The organism is Streptomyces sp. NBC_01446 (assembly GCF_026340095.1).
Classification (GTDB): domain Bacteria; phylum Actinomycetota; class Actinomycetes; order Streptomycetales; family Streptomycetaceae; genus Streptomyces; species Streptomyces aureus.
The window spans coordinates 6,335,349-6,357,500 of sequence record NZ_JAPEPO010000001.1 but is presented as its reverse complement, the minus strand read 5'-3'; the positions used below and the strand labels follow the sequence as shown (position 1 = coordinate 6,357,500).

The following is a 22,152-nucleotide window of genomic DNA, read 5'->3' as shown; positions in this document are numbered from 1 at the left end:
GTCCAGTAGCGCCAGGGGTGGACGCCGCCCTCGCCGGCCACGCCCGTGCGCGGACCATTCCGTACCTGGTCGCGTGGCGTGGGGGTGCCGGAGAGGATCGCGAGCGGAGAGTCCGGGGAGGCGCAGACGTCGGTGCCGTTCAGCGCGCGGTCCACGTCCAGGGCCGTGGCCAGGCGCGCCGGGCCTTTGGCCAGTTCCTTGTCATTGCGGGCCGATAGTCGACGTTTACGCGTGAGGTCGGCGCCCTTCGTGATCTCGCCGGCTCGGAGCAGGACCCCGCTCGCGGTGCCTTCCTGGCCGCACACCAGATTGAGGCAGTGCCACATGCCGTAGGTGAAGTACACGTACGCGTGTCCGGGCGGACCGAACATCACGTCGTTGCGTGCGGTGCGGGAGCGGTACGCGTGGGAGCCGGGATCGTTCGGGCCGTCGTAGGCCTCCACCTCTGTGAGCCGCAGCTCGATCGGGCCTTCCGGGGTGTTGCGCACGAGGACGCGCCCGAGAAGATCGGGGGCGACCTCCAGTACGGGCCGGTCGAAGAAGTCCCGTGTGAGGGGCGTACGGTCAGGGGCCGCGATCATGGCGGACGAGCGTAGTCCAACAGTGAAGTAACCGAGAAGTGCGGCGAATCGGCGTGGACGGGTAGCCCCCGGGCTCCGTTGCTTGCCAGGGTGAGCCGCGCGGAACCGGTCACCGGTCTATCGCGTTGGTAGAGATCAAGGATCGCGACAGGAAGACACGGGCCACGGGTTGTGGCACGGGGAGGAGTGGAGTCATGGGGTTCAAGCGGCTGCTGGCGAGTCTGGGTGCGGGCGGTGCGTCGGTCGAGACGGTGCTGACCGAGGTCAACGTGGTGCCGGGTGGCGTCGTCCAGGGTGAGGTGCGGATCCAGGGCGGGTCCGTGGACCAGGACATCGAGGGGCTGTCGGTCGGTCTGCAGGCCCGGGTCGAGGTAGAGGGCGCCGACCAGGAGACCAAGCAGGACATCGAGTTCACGAAGCTGCGCCTCGGCGGGGCGTTCCAGCTGCAGGCGAACGCGGTGCACGCGGTGCCGTTCGGGCTCGAGATCCCGTGGGAGACGCCGGTCACGACGATCGACGGGCAGCAGCTGCGTGGCATGAACATCGGTGTGACGACGGAGCTGGAGATCGCGCGCGCGCTGGACTCCGGTGACCTCGACCCGATCAACGTGCACCCGCTGCCGTCGCAGCAGGCGATTCTGGACGCCTTCATCGGGCTGGGCTTCCGGTTCAAGAGCGCGGACATGGAGCGCGGGCACATCCGGGGGACGCGGCAGAAGCTGCCCTTCTACCAGGAGATCGAGTTCTTCCCGCCGCAGCAGTACCGCGGGCTCAACCAGGTCGAGCTGAGCTTCGTGGCGGACGACCGCGAGATGGACGTCGTCCTGGAGATGGACAAGAAGCCGGGGCTCTTCAGCGAGAGCAGCGACACGTTCCGGTCGTTCGTCGTGGGGCACAACGACTTCCAGGGGACGGACTGGTCGGCGTATCTGCACCAGTGGCTGTCCGAGGTCGGCAGCAAGCGCAACTGGTTCTGACCCCGGTGCGTCGGCCGGTGGCGGCGCCGTCCGCTGCCGGCCGGGCGGGGCATAGGCTCGGCACCGAGAGTTTTCGCCGATCAGGAGGTGCCGACGTGACCGACCTCAAGAGGCCGCCGCTTCCCCATGACTTCCATCCGCAGGTGCCGTCTTTCACGGTGGTGAGCGAGGACTTCGAGCCGGGTGCGGTACTCCAGGACGCTCAGGTCTACGCGGCCGGGAACACCTCGCCGCAGCTGCGGTGGGAGGGCTTCCCGGCCGAGACGAAGAGTTTCGCCATGACGTGCTTCGACCCGGACGCCCCGACGGGCAGTGGTTTCTGGCACTGGACCGTGTTCGACATCCCGGTTTCGGTGACCGAGCTGCCGGCCGGCGCGGGCAGCGGCAAGTTCGAGGGGCTGCCCGCCGGCGCGGTGCAAGTGCGCAACGACTACGGGACGAAGGACTTCGGGGGCGCCGCGCCGCCGCCCGGTGACCCGGCCCACCGTTACGTCTTCACCGTGTACGCGGTGGATCAGGAGAAGCTGGGTCCCGACTCGGACGCCTCACCGGCTGTCGTGGGCTTCAACCTGCGCTTCCACACGCTTGCGCGCGCGCAGGTCCTCGCGGAGTACGCGGCTTCCGCGGATAGCTAGCGTTCATCGGCTGTTTGCCCGCCCCCGGTCATGGAAGTGATCGGGGGCGGGCATTTTTATTGCGTTGTCCATCTCGGCGCGCCCGGCCAGAGTTGCTCCAAGCCCGCCACGGGGGTGGGCCGGGGACGTACGGGAGGTGGGCGAGATGCGGGACACGCTGGTACTGAACGCCAGCTTCGAGCCGTTGTCGACGGTGACGCTCAACCGGGCCGTCGTGCTGGTGCTGCAGGACAAGGCCGTCGTCGAGCAGGCCCACCCCGGACTCCGTGTACGTGCGGCCGCCGTGGACATACCGGTGCCGCAGGTGATCAGGCTCTGCAGGTACGTACGGGTGCCCTTCCGAAGACAGGCTCCGTGGTCGAGGCGGGGTGTGCTGGTGCGTGACCAGCACCGGTGCGCGTACTGCGGGCGGCGGGCGACGACCGTGGACCACGTGGTACCGCGGTCGCGCGGTGGTGCGGACTCCTGGCTGAATACGGTCGCCTCGTGCGCGGAGGACAACCACCGCAAGGCGGACCGGACTCCTGAGCAGGCGGGGATGCCGCTGCTGCGGGAGCCGTTCGAGCCCACGCCGGCCGATGCGATGCTGCTGACGCTCGGCCAGTCCGAGCGGGAGGCGCTGCCGGCCTGGCTGGCGCGTACGGCGGCGTAGCGCGGGGGACGCGGAGCGGACGGAAGAGCCCGCCTCCGGGGTGGCGAATTCCAGGGTTCGTTGCAACACGTGATCACTGACGTGTGGTGGCGAGCAGTTTAGACAGACGCTCGGCTGGGGTTTCCCAGCCGAGCGTTTTGCGTGGGCGGCTGTTGAGTTCGGCAGCGGCTGCGTTCAGGTCCTCGCAACTGTAGCGGGACAGGTCGGTGCCCTTGGGAAGTACTGCCTCAGCAGGCCGTTCGTGTTCTCGTTGGAGCCGCGCTGCCAGGGGCTGCCGGGATTGCAAAAGTAGACTGGCATGTTCGCGGCGGTGGAGAAGAGGTGGTGCGCCGCCATCTCGGTGCCCTGATCCCAGGTCAGTGACCGCCGCAGGTGAGGCGGAAGTTCGCTGATGGTGGCGGTGAGAGCCTGGTGGAAGTGCTCTGCCCGGTGGCCGTTGGGCAGGTGCACCAACATGGTGAAGCGGGTGGTCCGCTCGACGAGCGTGCCGATGGCGGAGCCGTGGTTCGCTCCGACGATGCAGTCGCCTTCCCAATGGCCCGGAACGGCGCGGTCGGCGGCCTCGGCAGGCCGGTCGCTGATCATCACCATGGGAGTGGTGAACCTGGGCTGGCGCTTGTGCGCCTGGCGGTGGGGACGCCGGCGGGCCCGGCCTGTCCGCAGGGCCTTGGTGAGTTCCCGGCGGAGTTCTCCTCGACCTTGGACGTAGAGGGCCTGGTAGATCGTCTCGTGCGTCACGCGCATCTCCGGGTCGTCGGGGAAGTCCCGGCGGAGCTGGTGGGCTATCTGCTCAGGGCTCCAGCGCCGTTCCAGACGCTCCTGGATGTAGTCCCGCAGCCTGGAGCACCGGCCGATCTTCCCGGGTTTGGGCCTGGGGCGGCGTGCATCGGCACGAGACTGGGCCGCATAAGGCCGGTAGGTCCACTGGGTGCCCCGCCAAAGCGCGCCGTTGCGGCGTACTTCCCGGCTGACGGTGGATGGACTGCGTCCCAGCTCGGCGGCAATCGTGCGGATGGACGCCTTCTCCCGCAGCCGGTCGGCGATGTAGATGCGTTCGTGCTGACCGAGGTATCGACCGGACGAAGCGGAAACGGCCGCCCGCTGCGCGTGAACGGGCGGCTCGATCCTGCCGCTGTTGAACAGGCGACCGTTGCGCCACCCGCGAGCGGTCCGCGGGTGGACGCCTACACGCTGGGACGCCTCGTTGTTGCCGTAGCCCTGTTGCACAAGGCGGAAGTATTCCTCCCGCTCAGCGTGGAGCTTCTTGCGCCCTTGTGGCGCCCGGACCTTCCGAACTTCGAACTCCATCGCATCCCCTGAGCTGGGGTGTTGCGACGACCACTAGAACGGAAGGGTGCCGGGGCGGGCTTCTTCGTGTGCGGGGCCGGCCAGTCGACTCAGTCGATGGGAGGCTGTTCGCGGCGCTCGGCGCCCGCGGGGGCCGAACCGCCGCTCATCGGGCCGAAGTTGCCCATGGCGCCGGAGAGTCCCTTGAGTGCGTCGCCGATCTCGCTGGGCACGATCCAGAGCTTGTTGGCGTCGCCCTCGGCGATCTTCGGGAGCATCTGGAGGTACTGGTAGGCGAGGAGCTTCTGGTCGGCGTCGCCGGCGTGGATGGACTCGAAGACCGTACGGATGGCCTGGGCCTCGCCCTCTGCGCGCAGGGCGGCGGCCTTGGCCTCACCTTCGGCGCGCAGGATCGCGGACTGCTTCTCGCCCTCGGCGGTGAGGATCTGGGACTGGCGGATGCCTTCGGCGGTGAGGATCGCGGCGCGCTTGTCGCGGTCGGCGCGCATCTGCTTCTCCATCGAGTCCTGGATGGAGGTGGGCGGCTCGATCGCCTTGAGCTCGACGCGGTTGACGCGGATGCCCCACTTGCCGGTGGCCTCGTCGAGGACGCCGCGCAGGGCCGCGTTGATCTCCTCGCGGGAGGTCAGGGTCCGCTCCAGGTCCATGCCGCCGATGATGTTGCGCAGGGTGGTGACCGTGAGCTGCTCGATGGCCTGGATGTAGCTGGCGACCTCGTAGGTCGCGGCGCGGGCGTCGGTCACCTGGTAGTAGATGACGGTGTCGATGTTCACGACCAGGTTGTCCTGGGTGATCACCGGCTGGGGCGGGAAGGGGACGACCTGTTCACGCAGGTCGATCCGGTTGCGGATCGAGTCGATGAACGGGACGACGATGTTCAGGCCCGCGTTCAGTGTGCGGGTGTAGCGGCCGAAGCGTTCGACGATCGCCGCGCTCGCCTGCGGGATGACTTGAATGGTCTTGATCAGGGCTATGAAGACCAGCACCACCAGAATGATCAGGACGATGATGATCGCTGACATCGCGTCTCCCGTGCCCTTCGTGCCGTCGTCGTTCCGGCGGGTCCCGCCGGAAGATCTTGCGGATCTTGCTGGTCGAGTCTGTCAGAACGGGCCCTGCGGCGTGAGGAGTTCAAGCCACCTCCCCGATCACGTCACCATGATCACACGACGATCGCGGTGGCTCCCTCGATGTCGACGACGTCGACGTGACGGCCCGGCTCGTAGCTCTCGGACTCGTCGAGTGAGCGGGCGGACCAGATCTCTCCGGCCAGCTTGATACGGCCGCCGCTGCCGTCGACGCGTTCGACGACGACGGCCTGTTTGCCCTTAAGGGCCTCGATTCCGGTGGCGAGCAAGGGGCGTTGGGCGCTGTGGCGGGCCGCGATGGGCCGTACGACGGCGATGAGCGCGACCGAGACGGCGGCGAAGACGAGGACCTGCATCACCATCCCGCCGCCGAGGCCGGCGGTCACGGCGCCCGCGACGGCGCCGGCGGAGAGCATGCCGAATTCGGGCATCGCGGTGATGACGAGAGGGATTCCAAGCGCGGCCGCCCCGATCAGCCACCACACCCATGCGTCGATGTCTGCCACATGGTCATGGTAGGACCGGGGTTCCCTCCGGCGACAGGGTGCCGTGGGAGCGGCCCGCGCCGGGTCAGCCCAGCGGGAGGCCCTGCGCGCTCCAGCGCTCGCCGCGCTGCTCGACGATGAGCGGGAGGCCGAAGCAGAGGGAGAGGTTGCGGGAGGTCAGCTCCAGCTCCAGGGGGCCCGCGGCGAGTACCTTGCCCTGGCGGATCATGAGGACGTGGGTGAAGCCGGGGGCGATCTCCTCGACATGGTGCGTGACCATGATCATCGAGGGGGCGATCGGGTCGCGGGCGAGACGGCCGAGACGGCGCACCAGGTCCTCGCGGCCGCCGAGGTCGAGGCCGGCGGCGGGCTCGTCGAGGAGCAGGAGCTCGGGGTCGGTCATGAGGGCGCGGGCGATGAGGGTGCGCTTGCGCTCGCCCTCGGAGAGCGTGCCGAACTTGCGGTCCACGTACTCGGTCATGCCGAGGCGGTCGAGGAAGGCGCGGGCGCGCTGCTCGTCGATGTCCTCGTAGTCCTCGTGCCAGCCGGCGGTCATGCCGTACGCGGCGGTGAGGACCGTCTGCAGGACGGTCTGGCGCTTGGGGAGCTTCTCGGCGAGGGCGATGCCGGCGACGCCGATGCGCGGGCGCAGCTCGAAGACGTCGGTGCCGGGCTTGCCGAGGGTCTCGCCGAGGATCGTGGCGGCGCCCTGGCTGGGGAAGAGGTAGCTGGAGGCGACGTTCAGGAGGGTCGTCTTGCCGGCGCCGTTCGGGCCGAGGATGACCCAGCGCTCACCTTCCTTGACCGACCAGGAGACCTGGTCCACCAGAGCCCGGCCCTCGCGGACCACGGATACGTCCACCAGCTCCAGTACATCGCTCATGAGCGCGTTGTCTCCCATTGCAGTCTCGGCTGTCGCGTGCGTCTTGTGGACGCATCCCCCAAGGGAAAACCTACGCCACCGGTCGACCGGTCCAATCCATCGGCCGGTCTTTAGGGTGGAGCCCATGCTTTCGGAACCACGCTCAGGTCGGCTGGCCTCATGGGGAAATGCACTTTTGGCCGGGTTTGTTGCTCCCGATGACGCCGCGCTCGCCATCGTCGGCGAGGACGCGGTGCACCGGGTGGAGGGGCTGCCCGGCGAGTCGACGCCGGTGGGGCTGACCCTCGCCCTGGGGCGGCTGCGCACGCTGGGGGCGATTGGGCTGCGGGTGGCGCTGCCCGCGCCGGGCCACCCGCTGGGCCTGAGCGGTCCTCCCGAGTTCAACGCGCGCGCCCTCGAGGCGGAGGAGGCCGTCGTATGTCAGGGGGCCGCGCTCGGGCTCGTGCCCGAGGTGTACGAGGCCGGGCCCGCCGGCGACGTCCATGTGGACGTCCTGTGGCACTGCCTTCCCGTGCGGGAGGCGCCCCCTGCCGATGTGCCCTCCCTCGGTGAGGCCGAGCGGGAGCTGGCGGAGGCGCTGCGGGACGCGACGGCCGTGCTCTCGCGGCTCGACGTCGCCGGGTCGGGCCCGGTGGCCGAGGCGGCGGTGGACGCGTACCGGGCGCGGGCCGAGCGGGGGCGTGAGGTTCTCGCGCCTGGGTATCCGCCGCGCGCGGTGAGGGTGCTGGAGCTGGCGCAGCGCGTCGGGCTGCTGATCTCGGTGGCGTACGAGAGCGGGCACGGCGGGGCCGTGAGTGCCTCGGAGATGGCGGCGCGGTCGGAGGCGCTACGTCCGGTGGAGCGGACGGCCCGGCGGGCGCAGGTCGCGGCGTACAACGCTTTCGTGGAGGAGCGGGAGCGCGGGGGGAGGTAAGGCCGGGGCCGTATGGCGTTGGGGGCGGGGGCGCCGGTACACGGACGCCCGCCCGGGATTGACGTAACACATAGGAAGGGCCCCACGGATCCATGTCCGTGGGGCCCTTCCAGGGGGGTGTGTCAGCCGTTCGCGGAGGCGTTGCCGAACGTCGGGTTCAGCAGTCCGATCACGTTGACACTGTCGCCCGTGACGTTGACCGGAACGTGGACCGGGACCTGTACCGCGTTGCCGGAGCCCACACCCGGGGAGTGGGCCGCCAGGCCCTCGGCACCCGAGTCCGCGACAGCGGCTCCGGCGGAAGCGCCCGCGGCGATCCCGGCGACGGCGACGGCCAGGGCGGCCTTCTTGGCGATGTTCATGAGAAGCATTCCTCCAGCTATGGCGATTCGACCCCAGCCACGGGGGTGCACGCTGTGCAACGGGTGGGCCGGGCGGATGACACGGGCGGGGGCGGCGATGCGCCCGTTCGGATCAACCGGTCTGCGGCCGGGCCGGAAACGGGACCGGCCCCCGGGGTCACCCGGGGGCCGGTGGTCACTGGTGGACCTGAGGCGTACGTCAGTGGTTGACGCCGAGGTTGCCGAAGGCCGGGTTGAGCACACCGATGACGTTCACAGTGTTGCCGACGACGTTGACCGGGACGTGGACCGGAGCCTGGATCACGTTGCCCGAGACGACGCCGGGCGAGTGCACGGCCTGGCCGTCCGCGTGCGCGTCGGTGGCGGAGGCCATACCGGCACCGGCGGCGACGAGCCCACCGGCGACCATCGATACGGCCGCGACCCTCTTCAGCTTCTTCACTTCTTGACCCTCCTAGGCGATCACTGCGACGAACCGCCGCAGCACGCACTGGAGAACGCCGGAGCCTCGCGCAGGATGCGCCATCTGGGGGACATACACACGACAGTATGAATCTCAGCCCGGAACGGAACCATCCGAGTTGCCGTCCCCCTCGCCCGGTCCGGCGAAGCCTCATGCCGTCCCGCGGCCGCGGCATCGTTCAGCCGGCCGCCCCATGGCGTACGGCCCACAGAGCGGCCTGGGTGCGGTCAGCCAAGTCGAGTTTCATCAGGATGTTGGACACATGGGTCTTGACCGTCTTCTCGGAGAGGACGAGGGCGCGGGCGATCTCCCGGTTCGACCGACCGTCCGCGATCAGGCCGAGCACCTCGCGCTCCCGCTCGGTCAGGGAATTGCCTCTCCCCTGCCCGCCGTTGGTCTCCTCCTGCGAGAGCAGGGCGCCGGCCACCTCCGGCTGGAGCAGCACATGGCCCGCGTGCACCGAGCGGATGGCGCCGGCCAGGGCGTCCGGGTCGACGTCCTTGTAGACGTACCCGGCGGCGCCCGCGCGCAGGGCGGGGACCACGGTGCGCTGTTCGGTGAAGCTCGTGACGATGAGCACGCGCGCGGGGTTGGCCAGCTCGCGCAGCTTGCGCAGGGCCTCGACGCCGTCCATGACGGGCATCTTGACGTCCATCAGGACGACGTCCGGCCTCAGCTCCTCGGTACGGGCGACGCCCTCGGCGCCGTCCGACGCCTCCCCCACGACCTCGATGTCGTCCTGGACCTCGAGGAACGTGCGCAGCCCTCGGCGGACGACCTGGTGGTCGTCGACCAGCAGCACCCGGATCCTGTTGTCAGCCACCGGGGACCTCCATCTCGATCGTGGTGCCCTTGCCGGGCTCCGATTCCACCGTCAGACGGCCGCCGACGCCACCGGACCGGTCACGCATCGAGACCAGGCCGAGGTGGCGTCCCGCATGCCGGACGGCCTGTGGTTCGAAGCCGCCGCCGTCGTCGCTGACGCGCAGGACGGCTCCGGGGCCTCGCTTGTCGAGCGTCACGCGGACGTGCTCGGCGCCCGAGTGGCGCAGCGCGTTGTGCAGCGCCTCCTGGGCGACGCGGAGCATGGCCTCCTCCTGGGCGGCGGGCAGGGCGCGGATGCCGCCGCAGTCGAAGGTGACGTGGGCCGAGTGGGCGCGGTCGAGTACCTGGATCTGCGTGCGCAGCGTGGCGATCAGGCCGTCCTCGTCGAGCGCGGCGGGGCGCAACTCGACCACGGCGGCGCGCAGTTCGTCGGCGGCTTCGGCGGCCAGCTCCGCCACGTGCTGCAACTCGCCCTTGGCGCGGGACGGGTCGCGGTCGACGAGGGCCGCGGCGGCCTGGGCGGTCAGGCGCAGGGAGAAGAGTTTCTGGCTTACGGCGTCGTGCAGTTCGTGGGCGAGGCGCGAGCGCTCCTCGGCGATGGTGAGCTCGCGGCTGCGCTCGTACAGGCGGGCGTTCGTCAGGGCGATGGCCGCGTGCTGGGCGAGGATCGTCAGCAGCTCCTCGTCCTCCATGGTGAAGCCGCAACCTCCTTGCGGCTTGGGGCACTTCTTGTTGGCGAGGAAGAGGGCGCCGATGACCTCGTCCCCGTCACGGATGGGCAGGCCGAGGAAATCGGACATCTCGGGGTGCGCGGACGGCCAGCCCTCGAAGCGCGGGTCCTTGCGCACGTCGCCCAGGCGCTCGGTCTTCGCCTCGCGCAGCATCGCGGCGAGGATGCCGTGCTGGCGCGGGAGCGGGCCGATGGCCTTCCACTGCGCGTCGCTGACGCCGTCGACGACGAACTGGGCGAAGCCTCCGTGGTCGTCCGGCACTCCGAGGGCCGCGTACTCGGCGTCGAGCAGCTCGCGGGCCGACGCGACGATCGTCTTGAGGACGTCGCGCACCTCGAGGTGTCTGCTCATGGCCAGCAGCGCGGAGCTCACCGCGGAAAGGCCTGATCGTGGGCCGTGACTCATGACCTCAAGGTACCGGCGGGGTGTGACAGCGCGTATCGGGCCTGTAGCGGCCGCCTTCTGGTCCGGTGGACGTAGGGCGAAGGGCCCCGGTGAGGTGCGGCCCGCGGACGAGGCGCCCTGGGCGGGTCGGTTCCTACGTTGGAGGCGGATCGAAGCACGTACGGCACAAGGGCGGCCCGACGGGCCCGAGGGGACGGATGTCATGCCGGTGGCGATCATCACGGGGGCTTCGAAGGGGCTCGGTCGCGCGCTCGCCGTGGCGCTCGCGCGGCGCGGCTGGGATCTGGTGCTCGACGCCAGGTCCGGGGCGGTGCTGCGGGAGGCCGCGGACGAGGCGGGGAAGTACGGGACGCGGGTGGAGGCGCTGTCCGGGGATGTCACGGACGCGGCGCACCGCGCGGATCTGGTGACGGCGGCGCGCGGTCTCGGGGGGCTCGATCTGCTGGTGAACAACGCGAGCGCGCTGGGGGCCGAGCCGCTGGTGCGCCTTGACGCGCTGCCGGTGGAGGGGCTGCGGCGGGCGCTGGAGGTCAATGTCGTGGCGGCGCTCGGGCTGGTGCAGGAGGCGTTGCCGCTGCTGAGGGAGACGGCCGGGGGCGCGGTCGTCTCGGTGAGCTCGGACGCGTCGGCGGAGGCGTACGAGACCTGGGGCGGGTACGGCGCTTCCAAGGCCGCGCTCGACCAGCTGTCCGCGGTCCTCGCGGTGGAGGAGCCGGGGCTGCGGGTGTGGGCGGTGGATCCGGGCGACATGCGCACGGATCTCTACCGGGCGGCGGCGCCGCTCGACGACGACTCGGACCGGCCGCTGCCGGAGACGGTGGTGCCGGCGTTCCTGCGGCTCCTCGACGAGCGGCCGGACAGCGGCCGATATGCCGCCCCCTCTCTTCTTCTGGGGGCACGGTGACCGTCGCGGTGCGGGTACCGGAGGAGTTGTCGGCCCGGGTGCCGGCGGAGCAGCGTGGGCCCGGCCTGGACAGGGACGCGGTGCGGCTGCTCGTCTCGCGCGGCACGGACGTCACGCACCGGGACTTCGCTCAGCTGCCGGGAGAGTTGCGGGCCGGGGATCTGCTCGTGGTCAATACGTCGCCGACGCTGGCCGCCGCGGTCGACGGGCGGATCGGGCACGCGCGCGTGGTGGTGCATTTCTCCACGCGTGGCGATGACGGGCGATGGGCCGTCGAGTTGCGGGACCCGGACGGGCGTGGCACCACGCGCCCGCGTGCGGGCGGTCCCGAGGGGACGGTGGCGGTGCTCCCCGGAGGTGTGCGCCTCGTATGGGAGGAGCCGCTGGCGGGTGGTGGGGCGCGGTTGTGGTGGGTGCGGGCCACGGGGGACGTGCCCGCGCTGCTGCGGGGGCACGGCAGGCCCATCCGCTACTCCTATACGGAGCGTGATCAGCCGCTCTCCGTCTATCAGACGGTGTTCGCGCTGCCGTACGCGGACGGGGCCGGCAGTGCGGAGATGCCGAGTGCGGCACGTCCGTTCACTGCGCGACTGGTGGCGGAGCTGGTCAGCAGGGGGGTGCAGTTCGCGCCCATCACGCTGCACACGGGGGTGGCGTCGGCGGAGTCGCACGAGCCGCCGTATCCGGAGCGGTTCGAAGTGCCGGAGGCGTCGGCGCGGCTGATCAACGCGGCGAGGGCCGGGGGCGGGCGGGTGGTGGCGGTCGGGACGACGGCCGTACGGGCCGTGGAGTCGGCCGCGGGGCGGGACGGGGTGGTGCGGGCGGCCGCGGGCTGGACGGACCTCGTGGTGACGCCCGAGCGGGGTGTGCGGGTGGTGGACGGCCTCCTCACCGGGCTGCACGAGCCGGAGGCGTCGCATCTGCTGATGCTGGAGGCCATCGCAGGAGCCGAGGCAATTACCCGTACATATGCGGAAGCATTGGGACATTTTTACCTGTGGCATGAGTTTGGGGACGTCCACCTCATACTTCCTGACGAATCCGGTCACGCAGCGCGTTGCAGTGGCAACGCTTGGTGAGGTTGTTACGTGCCCGATGTGACCCCGCACATAGGGCCCACGTCACGTACGAAGGCGGCTAGGAATTAGCTGTGGGCGGCAGTACCGGGGCAGGAAGGGCGAAATGGACCTCGCCAGGGGGCCTGATCCACTACCCGGCTTCGTACGTCACACCTTTGCCACGGAATTTTGCGGCCGCTAACAATGGCTCTCGTTGCTCGACAGCGTGGGCCGGTACCCACGGCGTTCATGACCGAAACATGAGCGGTCCTGCTCTGGACCGGTGAGCGACTTCCCCGATTCGAAGAGGTCCTCCATGTCCAAGCTCAGCTTCTCCGGTCATAGTCCCCTGACGAAGACCCACAAGTACTCGATCGCCGGTATCGCCACTCTCGGCGCCGCTGCCCTCGCGTTCACGCTGGTGCCGGGCAACTCCAACGCGGAGGCCGAGACGATTTCGGCGGCTCCGGCCGCCTTCGAGGTGGCCGCCGGCAAGCCCCAGATCAAGGACGTGCACGCCAGCGTCACCAACCAGATGGCCACCGCCGACCAGCAGGTCAGGAACGCGGCCGCCAAGCTGAAGGCCACGCAGGTCGCCGCGACGAAGAAGGCCGCCGACGCGGCCGCGGCGAAGGCCAAGGTCGACGCAGCTGCAAAGGCCAAGGTCGAGAAGGACCGCCAGGTCAGGGAGGCCGCCAGCCGCGCCGCCGCCCGGAAGCCGGTCTACGCGAACAACCTGGACGGCTGGATCCGCGAGTCCCTGGCCATCATGAAGGCCAAGGGCATCCCGGGCTCCTACAACGGCCTGCACCGCAACATCATCCGCGAGTCGTCCGGCAACCCGCAGGCGATCAACAACTGGGACATCAACGCGATCAACGGCATCCCGTCGAAGGGTCTGCTGCAGGTCATCCCGCCGACCTTCGCCGCGTACCACGTCCCCGGTACCTCGTGGAACATCTACGACCCGGTCGCCAACATCACCGCCGCCGCGAACTACGCCGCGGACAAGTACGGCTCGATGGACAACGTGAACAGCGCTTACTGAGACTCTCCCTGGACCTCAGGGTCTTCGTGAACGCCGAAGGGCGGCACCCCGTGCGGGGTGCCGCCCTTCATCCGTGCGCGGGTCACGCTACTTGCGCATGACCTCGGGCTCGTGGCGGCGCAGCAGGCGCGCGACCGCGAAGCCGCAGATGACACCGAGGGCGATGAGGATCGCGAGGTTGATGCCCCACTGGCTCACCGAGTGCTCCCACAGCGGGTCCAGGTCGTTCGGGTGCGCCTGGTCCCACGGCGGCATGAGGTGCGCGAGGTCGAGCGTCGAACCGGCGCCGGCGATGGCCCAGCGCGACGGCATCAGCCACGCGAACTGCTCCAGGCCCGGCGAGCCGTACACCTGGAACAGGATGCCGGTGAAGACGACCTGGACGATCGCGAACATGACCAGGAGCGGCATCGTCTTCTCGGCGGTCTTCACCAGCGAGGAGATGACCAGGCCGAACATCATCGAGGTGAAGCCGAGCGCGATGATCACGATGCACAGCTCGACGGCCGGCGGCATCATCAGACCCTCGGCCGGCAGGTCGCGCGGGACGAAGCCGATGGCGCAGATGATCACGCCCTGGATGGCCGTGACGACGCCGAGGACGATCACCTTGGACATCAGGTACGCCGAGCGGGACAGGCCGGTGGCCCGCTCCCGTTCGTAGATGACGCGTTCCTTGATCAGCTCACGTACGGAGTTGGCCGCGCCCGAGAAGCACATGCCGACCGCGAGGATCAGCATGATCGTGCCGGCGTCGCCGTTGAACCGGGACGGCGGCTTTGGCGGGCCCAGGCCGAAGTCGGCCGGGATCACCGTGCTGACGACGCCGAGGACCGCCGGCAGGATCACCATCAGGCCCAGGAAGCCCTTGTCGGACGCGATCACCGACGTGTAGCGGCGGATCAGGGTCCACAGCTGTGAGCCCCAGCCCTGCGGCTTGGGCGGCTTCATCGCCTGCGGCGGCGGCATGTGTACGGACTGTGCGGCGACGGCGTCGATGTCCGCGGCGTACATCTGGTAGTGCTGCGAGCCCTTCCAGCGGCCCGCCCAGTCGTAGTCGCGGTAGTTCTCGAAGGCGGAGAAGACATCGGCCCAGGTGCTGTAGCCGAAGAAGTTCAGAGCCTCCTCGGGCGGACCGAAGTACGCCACCGAACCGCCCGGCGCCATCACCAGGAGCTTGTCGCAGATCGCCAGCTCGGCGACCGAGTGCGTGACGACGAGGACCGTGCGGCCGTCGTCGGCGAGGCCGCGCAGGAGCTGCATGACGTCGCGGTCCATGCCCGGGTCGAGGCCGGAGGTCGGCTCGTCCAGGAAGATCAGCGACGGCTTGGTGAGCAGCTCCAGGGCGACGGAGACGCGCTTGCGCTGGCCACCGGAGAGGGAGGTGACCTTCTTCTCCTTGTGGATGTCCAGCTTGAGCTCGCGCAGCACCTCGTCGATGCGCTGCGCGCGCTCCTGCTCGCTGGTGTCCGAGGGGAAGCGCAGCTTGGCCGCGTACTTGAGAGCCTTCTTGACGGTCAGTTCCTTGTGCAGGATGTCGTCCTGCGGGACCAGACCGATGCGCTGACGCAGCTCGGCGAACTGCTTGTACAGGTTCCGGTTGTCGTAGAGCACGTCGCCCTTGTTGGCGGGCCGGTAGCCGGTGAGCGCCTTGAGCAGGGTGGACTTGCCGGAGCCCGAGGGGCCGATGACCGCGATGAGCGACTTCTCCGGGACGCCGAAGGAGACGTCCTTGAGGATGTCCTTGCCCCCGTCGACCGTCACCGTCAGATGGCGGGCGGAGAAGGAGACCTCACCGGTGTCGACGAACTCCTCGAGACGGTCGCCGACGAGGCGGAACGTCGAGTGGCCGACGCCGACGATGTCGTTCGGGCCGAGCAGCGCGGAGCCGCCCTTGGCGATCGGCATACCGTTGACGTACGTGCCGTTGTGCGAGCCGAGGTCACGGATCTCGTAGCGGCCGTCGGGCGTCGCGTGGAACTCGGCGTGCAGGCGCGAGACCTGGAGGTCGGAGACCACCAGCTCGTTCTCGAGGGCGCGGCCGATCCGCATCACGCGGCCGAGGGCCAGCTGGTGGAACGTGGTGGGGCTGCGGTCGCCGTACACCGGCGGAGCCCCCGCGACACCGCCGGGCCCCTGCTGGGGCGGGATGTTCTGCGCCTGCTGCGGCTGCTGCCAGCCCTGCTGGGCGGGCACCTGCTGCTGCGGGGCGTTGTGCGCCCAGCCGGCGCCACCACCTTGCGGCGCGGCGTGCGGCTGCTGGGCCGGCGCCTGCTGCGGGTGGACCTGCTGCTGGGCCTGCTGGGCCGCGGGCACGGCCGCGCCGGAGGCGCTGCCCGAGAGGCTGACCCGCGGACCGTCCGTCGCGTTGCCGAGGTGCAGCGTCGAGCCCGGGCCGATCTCCATCTGATGGATCCGCTGACCCTGCACGAACGTGCCGTTGGTGGAGCCGTGGTCCTCGATGACCCAACTGCGGCCGCCCCAGCTGATGGTGGCGTGACGCCAGGACACCCTGGCATCGTCGATCGCGACGTCCCCCTGCGGATCACGTCCGAGGGTGTATGACCTGGACGGGTCGAGCGTCCAGGTCCTTCCATTCAATTCCAGTACGAGTTCCGGCACTCCATGCCCCACTGAGTTGTCCCCCGAGCTAGCCCCCATCTTGGGGAGTCTAGGGATGTCGAACATCGTGGGGAACTATTTCAGGCGGAGCCCCCTGACCGAAAGTCGGGCCTTGAGGCGGTCCTTGGGAAGACTGTCTACGCGCCTGTACGCCCTCCCCGTTGACGAGGCAGAAACAGCCCCGGAGAGTGGTAAGCGCTCACAAGTGCCTACGGATCATGCGCGAATGGACATCCGATACATCACGGTACGGAACGGGGGCCCTGATGGAGACCGTTGTTCTGGGGACCGGGCACGAGGGCGTGCGCTGGAGCGATGTACTGCTCTCCGCGGTCGCCTCCGTGAGCTGGGCGTTCATCGGGATGGCGGCGGTCGCCGCGGCCGGCCTTCATCTGCTCGGTGCGGATTCCGCGGGCTCGCTCGGCCCGATGACGGCCGCGGTGGTGGTCCTTGGAGTGGGTGGGAAAGTCACGCCGTCGGGAGACGTCTCAGCCTTCGGGCTGGACGGCGCGCAGGCCCACACGGCGATCGATATCGCGCCGCTCGGTGTGGGCCTCACGGGCGCTCTGCTGCTCAGCTGGTTCTTCCTGCGTTCCTTACGTGGGACGGGAGTTGAGGTCACGCTGGCCGAACTCGCGGCACGCGCGGGGAGCGTGGCCGCGCTGTTTCTGGCGATGCTCGCAGGGCTCGCCTGGGCGGGTCACGACCTCATCACGATTGACGGCGGGAAGCTCGGGCTCGACCGGATACCGGACGGGGATCTGCCGGGCGGCATCAAGGACAAGCTGCCGGGCGGCCTCGACCTCGGAGGGCTCCTGCCGGACCACATCGGCGGCCTCGCGGACGCGAAGGCGACCGTCGGGTTCACCGTCGAGACCGGGTCCTCTCTGCTGGGCGGCGCCGCGTGGGTGATCGGCGTCCTGCTGATCGCACTGCTCGCCTCACGTCGGACGCCGCTCCCGCGCGCCCTCGACGCGCTGCACCGGGTGGTTCGTCCCGCCGCTTCGTCGCTGGTCACGGTGTTACTGGTAGCGGTGGCCGCGGGGCTCGCGGCGGCGGCGTACGCGATGATCGGCGACGACCATCCGCGGCGGATCGCGGGCGCCGCGCTGCTCGGGGCACCCAACGGGGTGTGGCTCGGCATTCCCCTAGGCCTCTTCGTCCCGTGGGACGGCAAGGCGACGGGCGCCCTCGCGCAGGCCCTTCCCCACCCGGTCGACGAGCTGCTGCGGGTACACACGAACGAGCCGGTGACGCTGGGCCGTCTTGCCGAACTGGACGGCAGGATATGGCTGTTGGCCTTCGCGACCGTTCTGATGACGGTGCTCGCGGGCGTGCTGACCGCCGTACGGACACCTGCGGTGACCGGCGGGCCCGGGTCGCGGCCGATGGGCGCCGTCGGCTTCGCCGGGAGGTGCGCGCTGCGGCTCGGGGTCGTCACGGCGCTCGGCCTGCCGCTGCTCGTGCGGCTGACGGACGTGTCGGCGGACGCCTCGCTGTCCGTACTCGGCTTCGACGCATTCGGGGCCGGCATCGAGCTGCACGGACATCTCGGCATGGCGCTGCTGCTCGGGGCCGCTTGGGGAGCGGGGGCCGGAGCCGTGGGGGCGCTGCTGGCTCACGGGGCGGGGGCGGCGGGCCGCCGGGCGGCTCCTGCTGCGCTGGGCGGGGGCGGCGTGGAACCGGAGGAGCGGTGGGAACGGGGGGACCGCGCGGTCCGGCCCGTCGGGCCCGTCCCGCCCCAGGAGGCGGGGCCGTATCGGCCGAGCATTCCGTACCGGGCGTCGCCGGACGGGGCGAACCCGTATCTGAAGCCGCCGGACGAACGGGCGGACGAACGGGCGGGCGACCGGACGAGCGATCGGTCGGGGAACAGGTCGAGCGATCGGTCGCGGGACCGGTCGGGCAATCGGCAGGATGGTCTGCCGGACGATCTGTACGGGGCGCCGACGGTGGTGGGGCCGGTCAGGCCACCGGTGCCGCCGCGTCCGCGGGGGCGGCCCGGGTCGGGTTCCGGGTCCGGGTCCGGGTCCGGCAAGGGCGGATGGCCCGTGCCGCCACCGCCACCTCCCCCGCCGCCACTGCCGCGCTCGCCGGCACCGTCGCCGTCGTCGCCGGACGAGGAGGGGCCGCCGCCACCCCGGAGGGGCCCGCGCGGCTGAGCCGAGTACGGGCGGTGGACGGTGAAGGGGCCGGTCGGGGTGGGCGCCGCACATGTCCGCCACACGGACCACCACCGCGCACCGCGACGTGGGCCGGATAACGTGGGACCACCATGAGTGCTTCGCAGCCCCGCCACCCCGCTGACGTCCCGGTCGCAGTTCCGGACGACGTCCCGACGCTCCTCGTCAAGATATTCGGCAAGGACCGCCCCGGCATCACCGCCGGGCTCTTCGACACCCTCGCCGCCTACTCCGTCGATGTCGTCGACATCGAGCAGGTCGTCACCCGAGGCCGCATTGTCCTGTGCGCCCTGGTGACGGAGCCGCCCCCCGGTCTCGAGGGCGACCTGCGGGCCACCGTCCACAGCTGGGCGGAGTCCATGCGGATGCAGGCCGAGATCATCTCGGGCATCGGCGACAACCGTCCGCGCGGTCTCGGCCGCTCGCTCGTCACCGTGCTCGGCCACCCGCTGACCGCGGAGACGACGGCCGCCATCGCAGCCAGGATCACCGGCACCGGCGGCAACATCGACCGTATCTTCCGGCTCGCGAAGTACCCCGTGACCGCGGTCGAGTTCGCCGTCTCCGGCACCGAGACCGAGCCCCTGCGCACCGCACTCGCGACGGAGTCGGCGGCGCTCGGCGTCGATGTCGCCGTCGTCGCGGCCGGGCTGCACCGGCGCGCCCAGCGCCTCGTCGTGATGGACGTCGACTCGACGCTCATCCAGGACGAGGTCATCGAGCTCTTCGCGGCGCACGCCGGCTGCGAGGACAAGGTCGCCGAGGTCACCGCGGCGGCGATGCGGGGCGAGCTGGACTTCGAGCAGTCGCTGCACGCGCGGGTCGCGCTGCTCGCCGGGCTCGACGCGTCGGTCGTCGACAAGGTCCGCGCCGAGGTGCGGCTCACGCCCGGCGCGCGGACCCTGATCCGCACGCTGAAGCGGCTCGGCTATCAAGTGGGCGTCGTCTCGGGCGGGTTCACCCAGGTCACGGACGATCTGCAGGACCGGCTCGGGCTCGACTTCGCCCAGGCCAACACCCTGGAGATCGTCGACGGAAAGCTGACCGGCCGGGTCACCGGCGAGATCGTGGACCGCGCGGGCAAGGCGCGTCTGCTGCGCCGGTTCGCAGCGGAGGCGGGGGTGCCGCTCGCGCAGACCGTGGCGATCGGCGACGGCGCCAACGATCTGGACATGCTGAACGCGGCGGGCCTCGGTGTCGCCTTCAACGCGAAGCCCGTGGTCCGCGAGGCCGCGCACACCGCGGTGAACGTGCCGTTCCTCGACACCGTCCTCTACCTTCTCGGCATCACCCGTGAAGAGGTCGAGGCCGCGGACGCCCACGACGACTGATTCCGGTCGACGCGGACGATCACTGATGCGGCGGGCCCCGGTACCCATGCGGTACCGGGGCCCGCCGGCGTATCAGGGGCCGGCCGTCGGGCGACGGGTCACTCGGACGGCGCCCAGTAGTCGAGGAGGGTGGCGGTGCCCGGCTCGAGGGACTTCCAGGGGCCGGTGAAGGACAGGACCGCGAAGGCGGAGGTCGGGAAGCCGCGCCGGGCCATCCGCTCCCCCGCGTCGCCCTCGACCTGCCCGGAGAGGACGTCGGCGAGCCCCTGGATCCCGGGGTTGTGGCCGACCAGCACCGCGCTCCGCACGTCGTCCGGGGTCTCGTTCAGCACGGCGATGAGCTCACCGGGCGAGGCCTCGTAGACCCGCTCCTCGTACACCGTCCTCGGCCGGTGGGGCAGCTCGTGGACGGCGAGCTTCCACGTCTCGCGGGTCCTCGCGGAGGTCGAGCAGATGGCCAGGTCGAGGTCGATACCGGAGTCGGCGAGCTTGCGGCCGGCGACGGGGGCGTCCTTGCGGCCCCTCTCGGCGAGAGGCCTCTCGTGGTCGGAGACCTGGGGCCAGTCCGCCTTCGCATGCCGGAAAAGGACAATCCTGCGGGGTTCTGCGACGCTCATGGGTCCCAGCTTCGCACGAAACCGGCCACGGGGCGCAGAGAGTTGAAGCGCTCGACCGGCACGGGTGACGCGCCTTGCGGGCCGCTCACGGGGCCGTGTGCAGCACCGCCTGCTGGATGCGGTCGAGGAGCTGGCCGACTGCCGGGTCGCCGGTCGCGGCGTGCGCGTCGGCCGGGTTGAGTATCAGGAGCAGGAGTACGGCGAAGGTGAGCGCGGGCAGGGCGATCGCCCACCACGGGAGTCTGACGTCGACGCCGCCCGCCGGGGCCGGGTGGGGCCGGGTGTGCGTAGGGGCCGACATGACGCCTCCGGGGTCATCGAGATGCTCGGTGCCGTGGTCCGCGGTGCTCGCGGTCACATCTCGAATTTACGGAAGGCCGGGCCCTCAACCCATCCGGTGATCCACCCAGTTGACCCTGACACTGACCCCCTAGGGGTTAGGGGTGCTAGCCCCACCAGCCCCGGCCGCCATCGACGCCATCGGGACCGCCGTCACGGTGCCGCGATGACGGTCCCGATGGCGTCGATGGTCACGGTGAGGCGATCGAGGCGATGACCGCGATGATCACGGTGATGGCCAGCATCGAGCCGAGCACGATGAGGAGCTTCTTCTGGCCATTCTGGGGGTTCGGGTCGAGCACAGGCGACATGCGGTCAGTCTCGCACCCTTTGCCTCGGCTCCGGGAGCCGGGGTGGGCACCGGCGGACGTCAGACCGCGCCGGCCGGAGCGGCCTCGTCCTCGACCGTACGGTTGCGTCCCGCGATGACGCCCACCACGATCTGCGGCACCATCAGGGCCGCCATGAGCGCGATCGGGACTCCCCAGCCGCCGCTGTGCTGGTAGAGCACGCCGACGAGCAGCGGCCCCGGGATGGAGATCAGGTAGCCGGTGCTCTGGGCGAAGGCGGAGAGCTTGGCGACGCCCGTGCCGGTCCGCGCCCGCATGCCCACCATCGTCAGGGCGAGCGGGAAGGCGCAGTTGGAGATGCCGAGGAGGACGGCCCACGCCCAGGCGCCACCGGACGGGGCGAGGTAGAGGCCCGCGTAACCGGCGAGTCCGCACACGCCGAGGGCGACCACGATGGGGCCCTGGCTGGGCAGCCGGGTGGCGAGGCGGGGGATGACGAAGGCGAGCGGTACGCCCATCGCCATGGTGACGGCGAGCAGCACGCCCGCGGTCCCGGCGGAGACTCCGGCGTCACGGAAGATCTGGGCCATCCAGCCCATGGTGATGTAGGCGGCGGTGGCCTGGAGGCCGAAGAAGACGGCGAGCGCCCAGGCGGTGCGGCTGCGGGTGATGCGCAGGCCGTCGTCCTGCTGCGAGGTGCCGGCGGTGGTGCCGCCCTCGGCTCCCCGTTCGCGTACGAGCGGGACCCACGGGACGACGGCGGCCACGGCGAGAGCGGCCCAGACGGCGAGTCCGGTCTTCCAGTTGCCGCCGAGCGCGTCCGTCATGGGCACGGTCACGGCCGCCGCGAGGGAGGTGCCGAGCGCGAGGGCCATCGAGTAGAGGCCGGTCATGGAGCCCACGCGGTCGGGGAACCAGCGCTTGACGATCACCGGCATGAGGACGTTGCTGACCGCGATGCCCATGAGGGCGAGGCCGCTGGCGACGAGGAAGCCGACGGTGCTGCCGGTGAACGGGCGGATCACCAGACCGGCGGCGATCGCGGCCATGCCGGCGCACACCACGGCGCCGGGGCCGAAGCGGCGGGCGAGCCGGGGCGCCATCACTCCGAAGATCGCGAAACAGAGCGGGGGTACGGACGTGAGGAGGCCGGCGACGCTGCCGCTCATGCCGAGCCCGTCGCGCACCTCTTCGAGGAGGGCACCGAGGCTGGTGATGGCGGGGCGCAGGTTCAGAGCCGCGAGGACGATGCCCACGATCATCAGGCGCACGGCCCACGCGCGCGTGGGGGCTGTTTTCGCCTCGGGTGCGCTCGCGGTCCGTATCGGGGGCTGTGTCATCGTCGGGGTTTCCTCACTGGCCATGGCCCCATCTTAGAATCATGGGATGATTGGGTGTCCAATCGGATTGCGTCACACTTGGCGCGGCCACCACGCCCGCGCCCCGTTTCTG

22 protein-coding genes and 1 pseudogene (1 of these 23 cut by a window edge) are annotated in these 22,152 nt (G+C 70.5%); 9 read left to right on the top strand and 14 right to left on the bottom strand.

Annotated features, from left to right (window positions below; genetic code table 11):
• Positions 1 to 581 carry the 5' portion of a DNA-3-methyladenine glycosylase gene (locus tag OG456_RS28545; RefSeq protein WP_266565903.1) on the bottom strand. It extends 61 nt beyond the left edge of the window, so the window shows 581 of its 642 coding nt (coding positions 1–581); its start codon is at positions 579 to 581; the stop codon falls past the left edge of the window.
• A gap of 194 nt (positions 582 to 775) precedes the next feature.
• Here OG456_RS28545 and OG456_RS28540 point away from each other — a divergent pair, with 194 nt between their 5' ends.
• The 3 genes from OG456_RS28540 to OG456_RS28530 all read left to right on the top strand — a co-directional run bounded on the left by OG456_RS28540 (position 776) and on the right by OG456_RS28530 (position 2,845).
• On the top strand, positions 776 to 1,558 hold the full coding sequence (locus tag OG456_RS28540; protein WP_227293942.1) for a sporulation protein: 783 nt from the start codon (positions 776 to 778) through the stop codon (positions 1,556 to 1,558).
• Between the two features lie 95 nt (positions 1,559 to 1,653).
• On the top strand, positions 1,654 to 2,193 hold the full coding sequence (locus OG456_RS28535) for a YbhB/YbcL family Raf kinase inhibitor-like protein (RefSeq protein WP_266565900.1): 540 nt from the start codon (positions 1,654 to 1,656) through the stop codon (positions 2,191 to 2,193).
• Positions 2,194 to 2,338: 145 nt separating this feature from the next.
• On the top strand, positions 2,339 to 2,845 hold the full coding sequence (locus OG456_RS28530) for an HNH endonuclease (RefSeq protein ID WP_266565898.1): 507 nt from the start codon (positions 2,339 to 2,341) through the stop codon (positions 2,843 to 2,845).
• A 73-nt stretch (positions 2,846 to 2,918) separates the two neighbouring features.
• On the opposite strand, the pseudogene OG456_RS28525 reads toward OG456_RS28530, so the two are convergent.
• The 4 genes and pseudogenes from OG456_RS28525 to OG456_RS28510 all read right to left on the bottom strand — a co-directional run bounded on the left by OG456_RS28525 (position 2,919) and on the right by OG456_RS28510 (position 6,609).
• A pseudogene (locus tag OG456_RS28525) lies at positions 2,919 to 4,153 on the bottom strand (IS30 family transposase).
• Positions 4,154 to 4,242: 89 nt separating this feature from the next.
• A complete protein-coding gene (locus tag OG456_RS28520; protein ID WP_266565896.1) occupies positions 4,243 to 5,175 on the bottom strand; it encodes an SPFH domain-containing protein in 933 nt (310 codons plus the stop codon).
• Positions 5,176 to 5,315: 140 nt separating this feature from the next.
• Positions 5,316 to 5,747, bottom strand: coding sequence for an NfeD family protein (locus OG456_RS28515; protein ID WP_266565863.1), 432 nt, complete (start codon positions 5,745 to 5,747; stop codon positions 5,316 to 5,318).
• A gap of 64 nt (positions 5,748 to 5,811) precedes the next feature.
• A complete protein-coding gene (locus OG456_RS28510; RefSeq protein ID WP_266565861.1) occupies positions 5,812 to 6,609 on the bottom strand; it encodes an ABC transporter ATP-binding protein in 798 nt (265 codons plus the stop codon).
• Positions 6,610 to 6,733: 124 nt separating this feature from the next.
• On the opposite strand from OG456_RS28510, the gene OG456_RS28505 reads away from it, so the two are divergent.
• Positions 6,734 to 7,522 carry a hypothetical protein gene (locus tag OG456_RS28505; protein WP_266565859.1) on the top strand — a complete coding sequence of 263 codons (789 nt, stop codon included), beginning with the start codon at positions 6,734 to 6,736 and terminating at the stop codon, positions 7,520 to 7,522.
• A gap of 122 nt (positions 7,523 to 7,644) precedes the next feature.
• On the opposite strand, the gene OG456_RS28500 is transcribed toward OG456_RS28505, so the two are convergent.
• The 4 genes from OG456_RS28500 to OG456_RS28485 all read right to left on the bottom strand — a co-directional run bounded on the left by OG456_RS28500 (position 7,645) and on the right by OG456_RS28485 (position 10,308).
• Positions 7,645 to 7,884 (bottom strand): chaplin, encoded by a 240-nt coding sequence (locus OG456_RS28500; RefSeq protein WP_266565857.1) that lies wholly within the window; start codon positions 7,882 to 7,884, stop codon positions 7,645 to 7,647.
• 199 nt (positions 7,885 to 8,083) lie between these two features.
• On the bottom strand, positions 8,084 to 8,326 hold the full coding sequence (locus tag OG456_RS28495) for a chaplin (RefSeq protein ID WP_100592533.1): 243 nt from the start codon (positions 8,324 to 8,326) through the stop codon (positions 8,084 to 8,086).
• Between the two features lie 199 nt (positions 8,327 to 8,525).
• Positions 8,526 to 9,170 carry a response regulator transcription factor gene (locus tag OG456_RS28490; RefSeq protein ID WP_266565853.1) on the bottom strand — a complete coding sequence of 215 codons (645 nt, stop codon included), beginning with the start codon at positions 9,168 to 9,170 and terminating at the stop codon, positions 8,526 to 8,528.
• Positions 9,163 to 10,308 carry a GAF domain-containing sensor histidine kinase gene (locus tag OG456_RS28485; protein ID WP_266565851.1) on the bottom strand — a complete coding sequence of 382 codons (1,146 nt, stop codon included), beginning with the start codon at positions 10,306 to 10,308 and terminating at the stop codon, positions 9,163 to 9,165. Before OG456_RS28485 ends, OG456_RS28490 begins: the two co-directional genes overlap by 8 nt.
• Positions 10,309 to 10,510: 202 nt before the next feature.
• On the opposite strand from OG456_RS28485, the gene OG456_RS28480 reads away from it, so the two are divergent.
• The 3 genes from OG456_RS28480 to OG456_RS28470 all read left to right on the top strand — a co-directional run bounded on the left by OG456_RS28480 (position 10,511) and on the right by OG456_RS28470 (position 13,318).
• Entirely contained in the window at positions 10,511 to 11,212 is a 702-nt protein-coding gene (locus OG456_RS28480; protein ID WP_266565849.1) for an SDR family oxidoreductase, read from the top strand.
• Complete coding sequence (locus tag OG456_RS28475) at positions 11,209 to 12,291, top strand: S-adenosylmethionine:tRNA ribosyltransferase-isomerase (protein WP_266565842.1); 1,083 nt, start codon at positions 11,209 to 11,211, stop codon at positions 12,289 to 12,291. Before OG456_RS28480 ends, OG456_RS28475 begins: the two co-directional genes overlap by 4 nt.
• 295 nt (positions 12,292 to 12,586) lie before the next feature.
• Complete coding sequence (locus tag OG456_RS28470; protein ID WP_266565840.1) at positions 12,587 to 13,318, top strand: transglycosylase SLT domain-containing protein; 732 nt, start codon at positions 12,587 to 12,589, stop codon at positions 13,316 to 13,318.
• A gap of 87 nt (positions 13,319 to 13,405) precedes the next feature.
• On the opposite strand, the gene OG456_RS28465 is transcribed toward OG456_RS28470, so the two are convergent.
• A complete protein-coding gene (locus OG456_RS28465; protein ID WP_266565838.1) occupies positions 13,406 to 15,979 on the bottom strand; it encodes an FHA domain-containing protein in 2,574 nt (857 codons plus the stop codon).
• 227 nt (positions 15,980 to 16,206) lie between these two features.
• Between OG456_RS28465 and OG456_RS28460 the strand changes: the two genes are divergently transcribed.
• A complete protein-coding gene (locus tag OG456_RS28460; protein ID WP_266565836.1) occupies positions 16,207 to 18,102 on the top strand; it encodes a streptophobe family protein in 1,896 nt (631 codons plus the stop codon).
• A gap of 113 nt (positions 18,103 to 18,215) precedes the next feature.
• Positions 18,216 to 19,454 (top strand): phosphoserine phosphatase SerB, encoded by a 1,239-nt coding sequence (serB, locus tag OG456_RS28455; protein WP_266565834.1) that lies wholly within the window; start codon positions 18,216 to 18,218, stop codon positions 19,452 to 19,454.
• A gap of 98 nt (positions 19,455 to 19,552) precedes the next feature.
• On the opposite strand, the gene OG456_RS28450 is transcribed toward serB, so the two are convergent.
• The 4 genes from OG456_RS28450 to OG456_RS28435 form a co-directional block, all read right to left on the bottom strand.
• Entirely contained in the window at positions 19,553 to 20,071 is a 519-nt protein-coding gene (locus OG456_RS28450; RefSeq protein WP_266565832.1) for a histidine phosphatase family protein, read from the bottom strand.
• An 85-nt stretch (positions 20,072 to 20,156) separates the two neighbouring features.
• Positions 20,157 to 20,372, bottom strand: a complete 216-nt coding sequence (locus tag OG456_RS28445; RefSeq protein WP_266569465.1) for a hypothetical protein — start codon at positions 20,370 to 20,372, stop codon at positions 20,157 to 20,159.
• 229 nt (positions 20,373 to 20,601) lie between these two features.
• On the bottom strand, positions 20,602 to 20,721 hold the full coding sequence (locus OG456_RS28440) for an SGM_5486 family transporter-associated protein (protein WP_264484672.1): 120 nt from the start codon (positions 20,719 to 20,721) through the stop codon (positions 20,602 to 20,604).
• 59 nt (positions 20,722 to 20,780) lie between these two features.
• Positions 20,781 to 22,064 carry a CynX/NimT family MFS transporter gene (locus OG456_RS28435; RefSeq protein WP_266565830.1) on the bottom strand — a complete coding sequence of 428 codons (1,284 nt, stop codon included), beginning with the start codon at positions 22,062 to 22,064 and terminating at the stop codon, positions 20,781 to 20,783.
• Between the last annotated feature and the right edge of the window lie 88 nt (positions 22,065 to 22,152).

Bases quoted from the DNA above. Each gene is read 5' to 3' on its own strand.
- OG456_RS28440 (WP_264484672.1), bottom strand. From the start codon at position 20,721: ATGTCGCCTGTGCTCGACCCGAACCCCCAGAATGGCCAGAAGAAGCTC.
- OG456_RS28470 (WP_266565840.1), top strand. From the start codon at position 12,587: ATGTCCAAGCTCAGCTTCTCCGGTCATAGTCCCCTGACGAAGACCCAC.
- OG456_RS28435 (WP_266565830.1), bottom strand. From the start codon at position 22,064: ATGGCCAGTGAGGAAACCCCGACGATGACACAGCCCCCGATACGGACC.
- OG456_RS28520 (WP_266565896.1), bottom strand. From the start codon at position 5,175: ATGTCAGCGATCATCATCGTCCTGATCATTCTGGTGGTGCTGGTCTTC.
- OG456_RS28445 (WP_266569465.1), bottom strand. From the start codon at position 20,372: ATGTCGGCCCCTACGCACACCCGGCCCCACCCGGCCCCGGCGGGCGGC.
- serB (WP_266565834.1), top strand. From the start codon at position 18,216: ATGAGTGCTTCGCAGCCCCGCCACCCCGCTGACGTCCCGGTCGCAGTT.
- OG456_RS28465 (WP_266565838.1), bottom strand. From the start codon at position 15,979: ATGGGGGCTAGCTCGGGGGACAACTCAGTGGGGCATGGAGTGCCGGAA.
- OG456_RS28450 (WP_266565832.1), bottom strand. From the start codon at position 20,071: ATGAGCGTCGCAGAACCCCGCAGGATTGTCCTTTTCCGGCATGCGAAG.
- OG456_RS28505 (WP_266565859.1), top strand. From the start codon at position 6,734: ATGCTTTCGGAACCACGCTCAGGTCGGCTGGCCTCATGGGGAAATGCA.
- OG456_RS28500 (WP_266565857.1), bottom strand. From the start codon at position 7,884: ATGAACATCGCCAAGAAGGCCGCCCTGGCCGTCGCCGTCGCCGGGATC.
- OG456_RS28460 (WP_266565836.1), top strand. From the start codon at position 16,207: ATGGAGACCGTTGTTCTGGGGACCGGGCACGAGGGCGTGCGCTGGAGC.
- OG456_RS28480 (WP_266565849.1), top strand. From the start codon at position 10,511: ATGCCGGTGGCGATCATCACGGGGGCTTCGAAGGGGCTCGGTCGCGCG.
- OG456_RS28530 (WP_266565898.1), top strand. From the start codon at position 2,339: ATGCGGGACACGCTGGTACTGAACGCCAGCTTCGAGCCGTTGTCGACG.
- OG456_RS28540 (WP_227293942.1), top strand. From the start codon at position 776: ATGGGGTTCAAGCGGCTGCTGGCGAGTCTGGGTGCGGGCGGTGCGTCG.
- OG456_RS28510 (WP_266565861.1), bottom strand. From the start codon at position 6,609: ATGAGCGATGTACTGGAGCTGGTGGACGTATCCGTGGTCCGCGAGGGC.
- OG456_RS28485 (WP_266565851.1), bottom strand. From the start codon at position 10,308: ATGAGTCACGGCCCACGATCAGGCCTTTCCGCGGTGAGCTCCGCGCTG.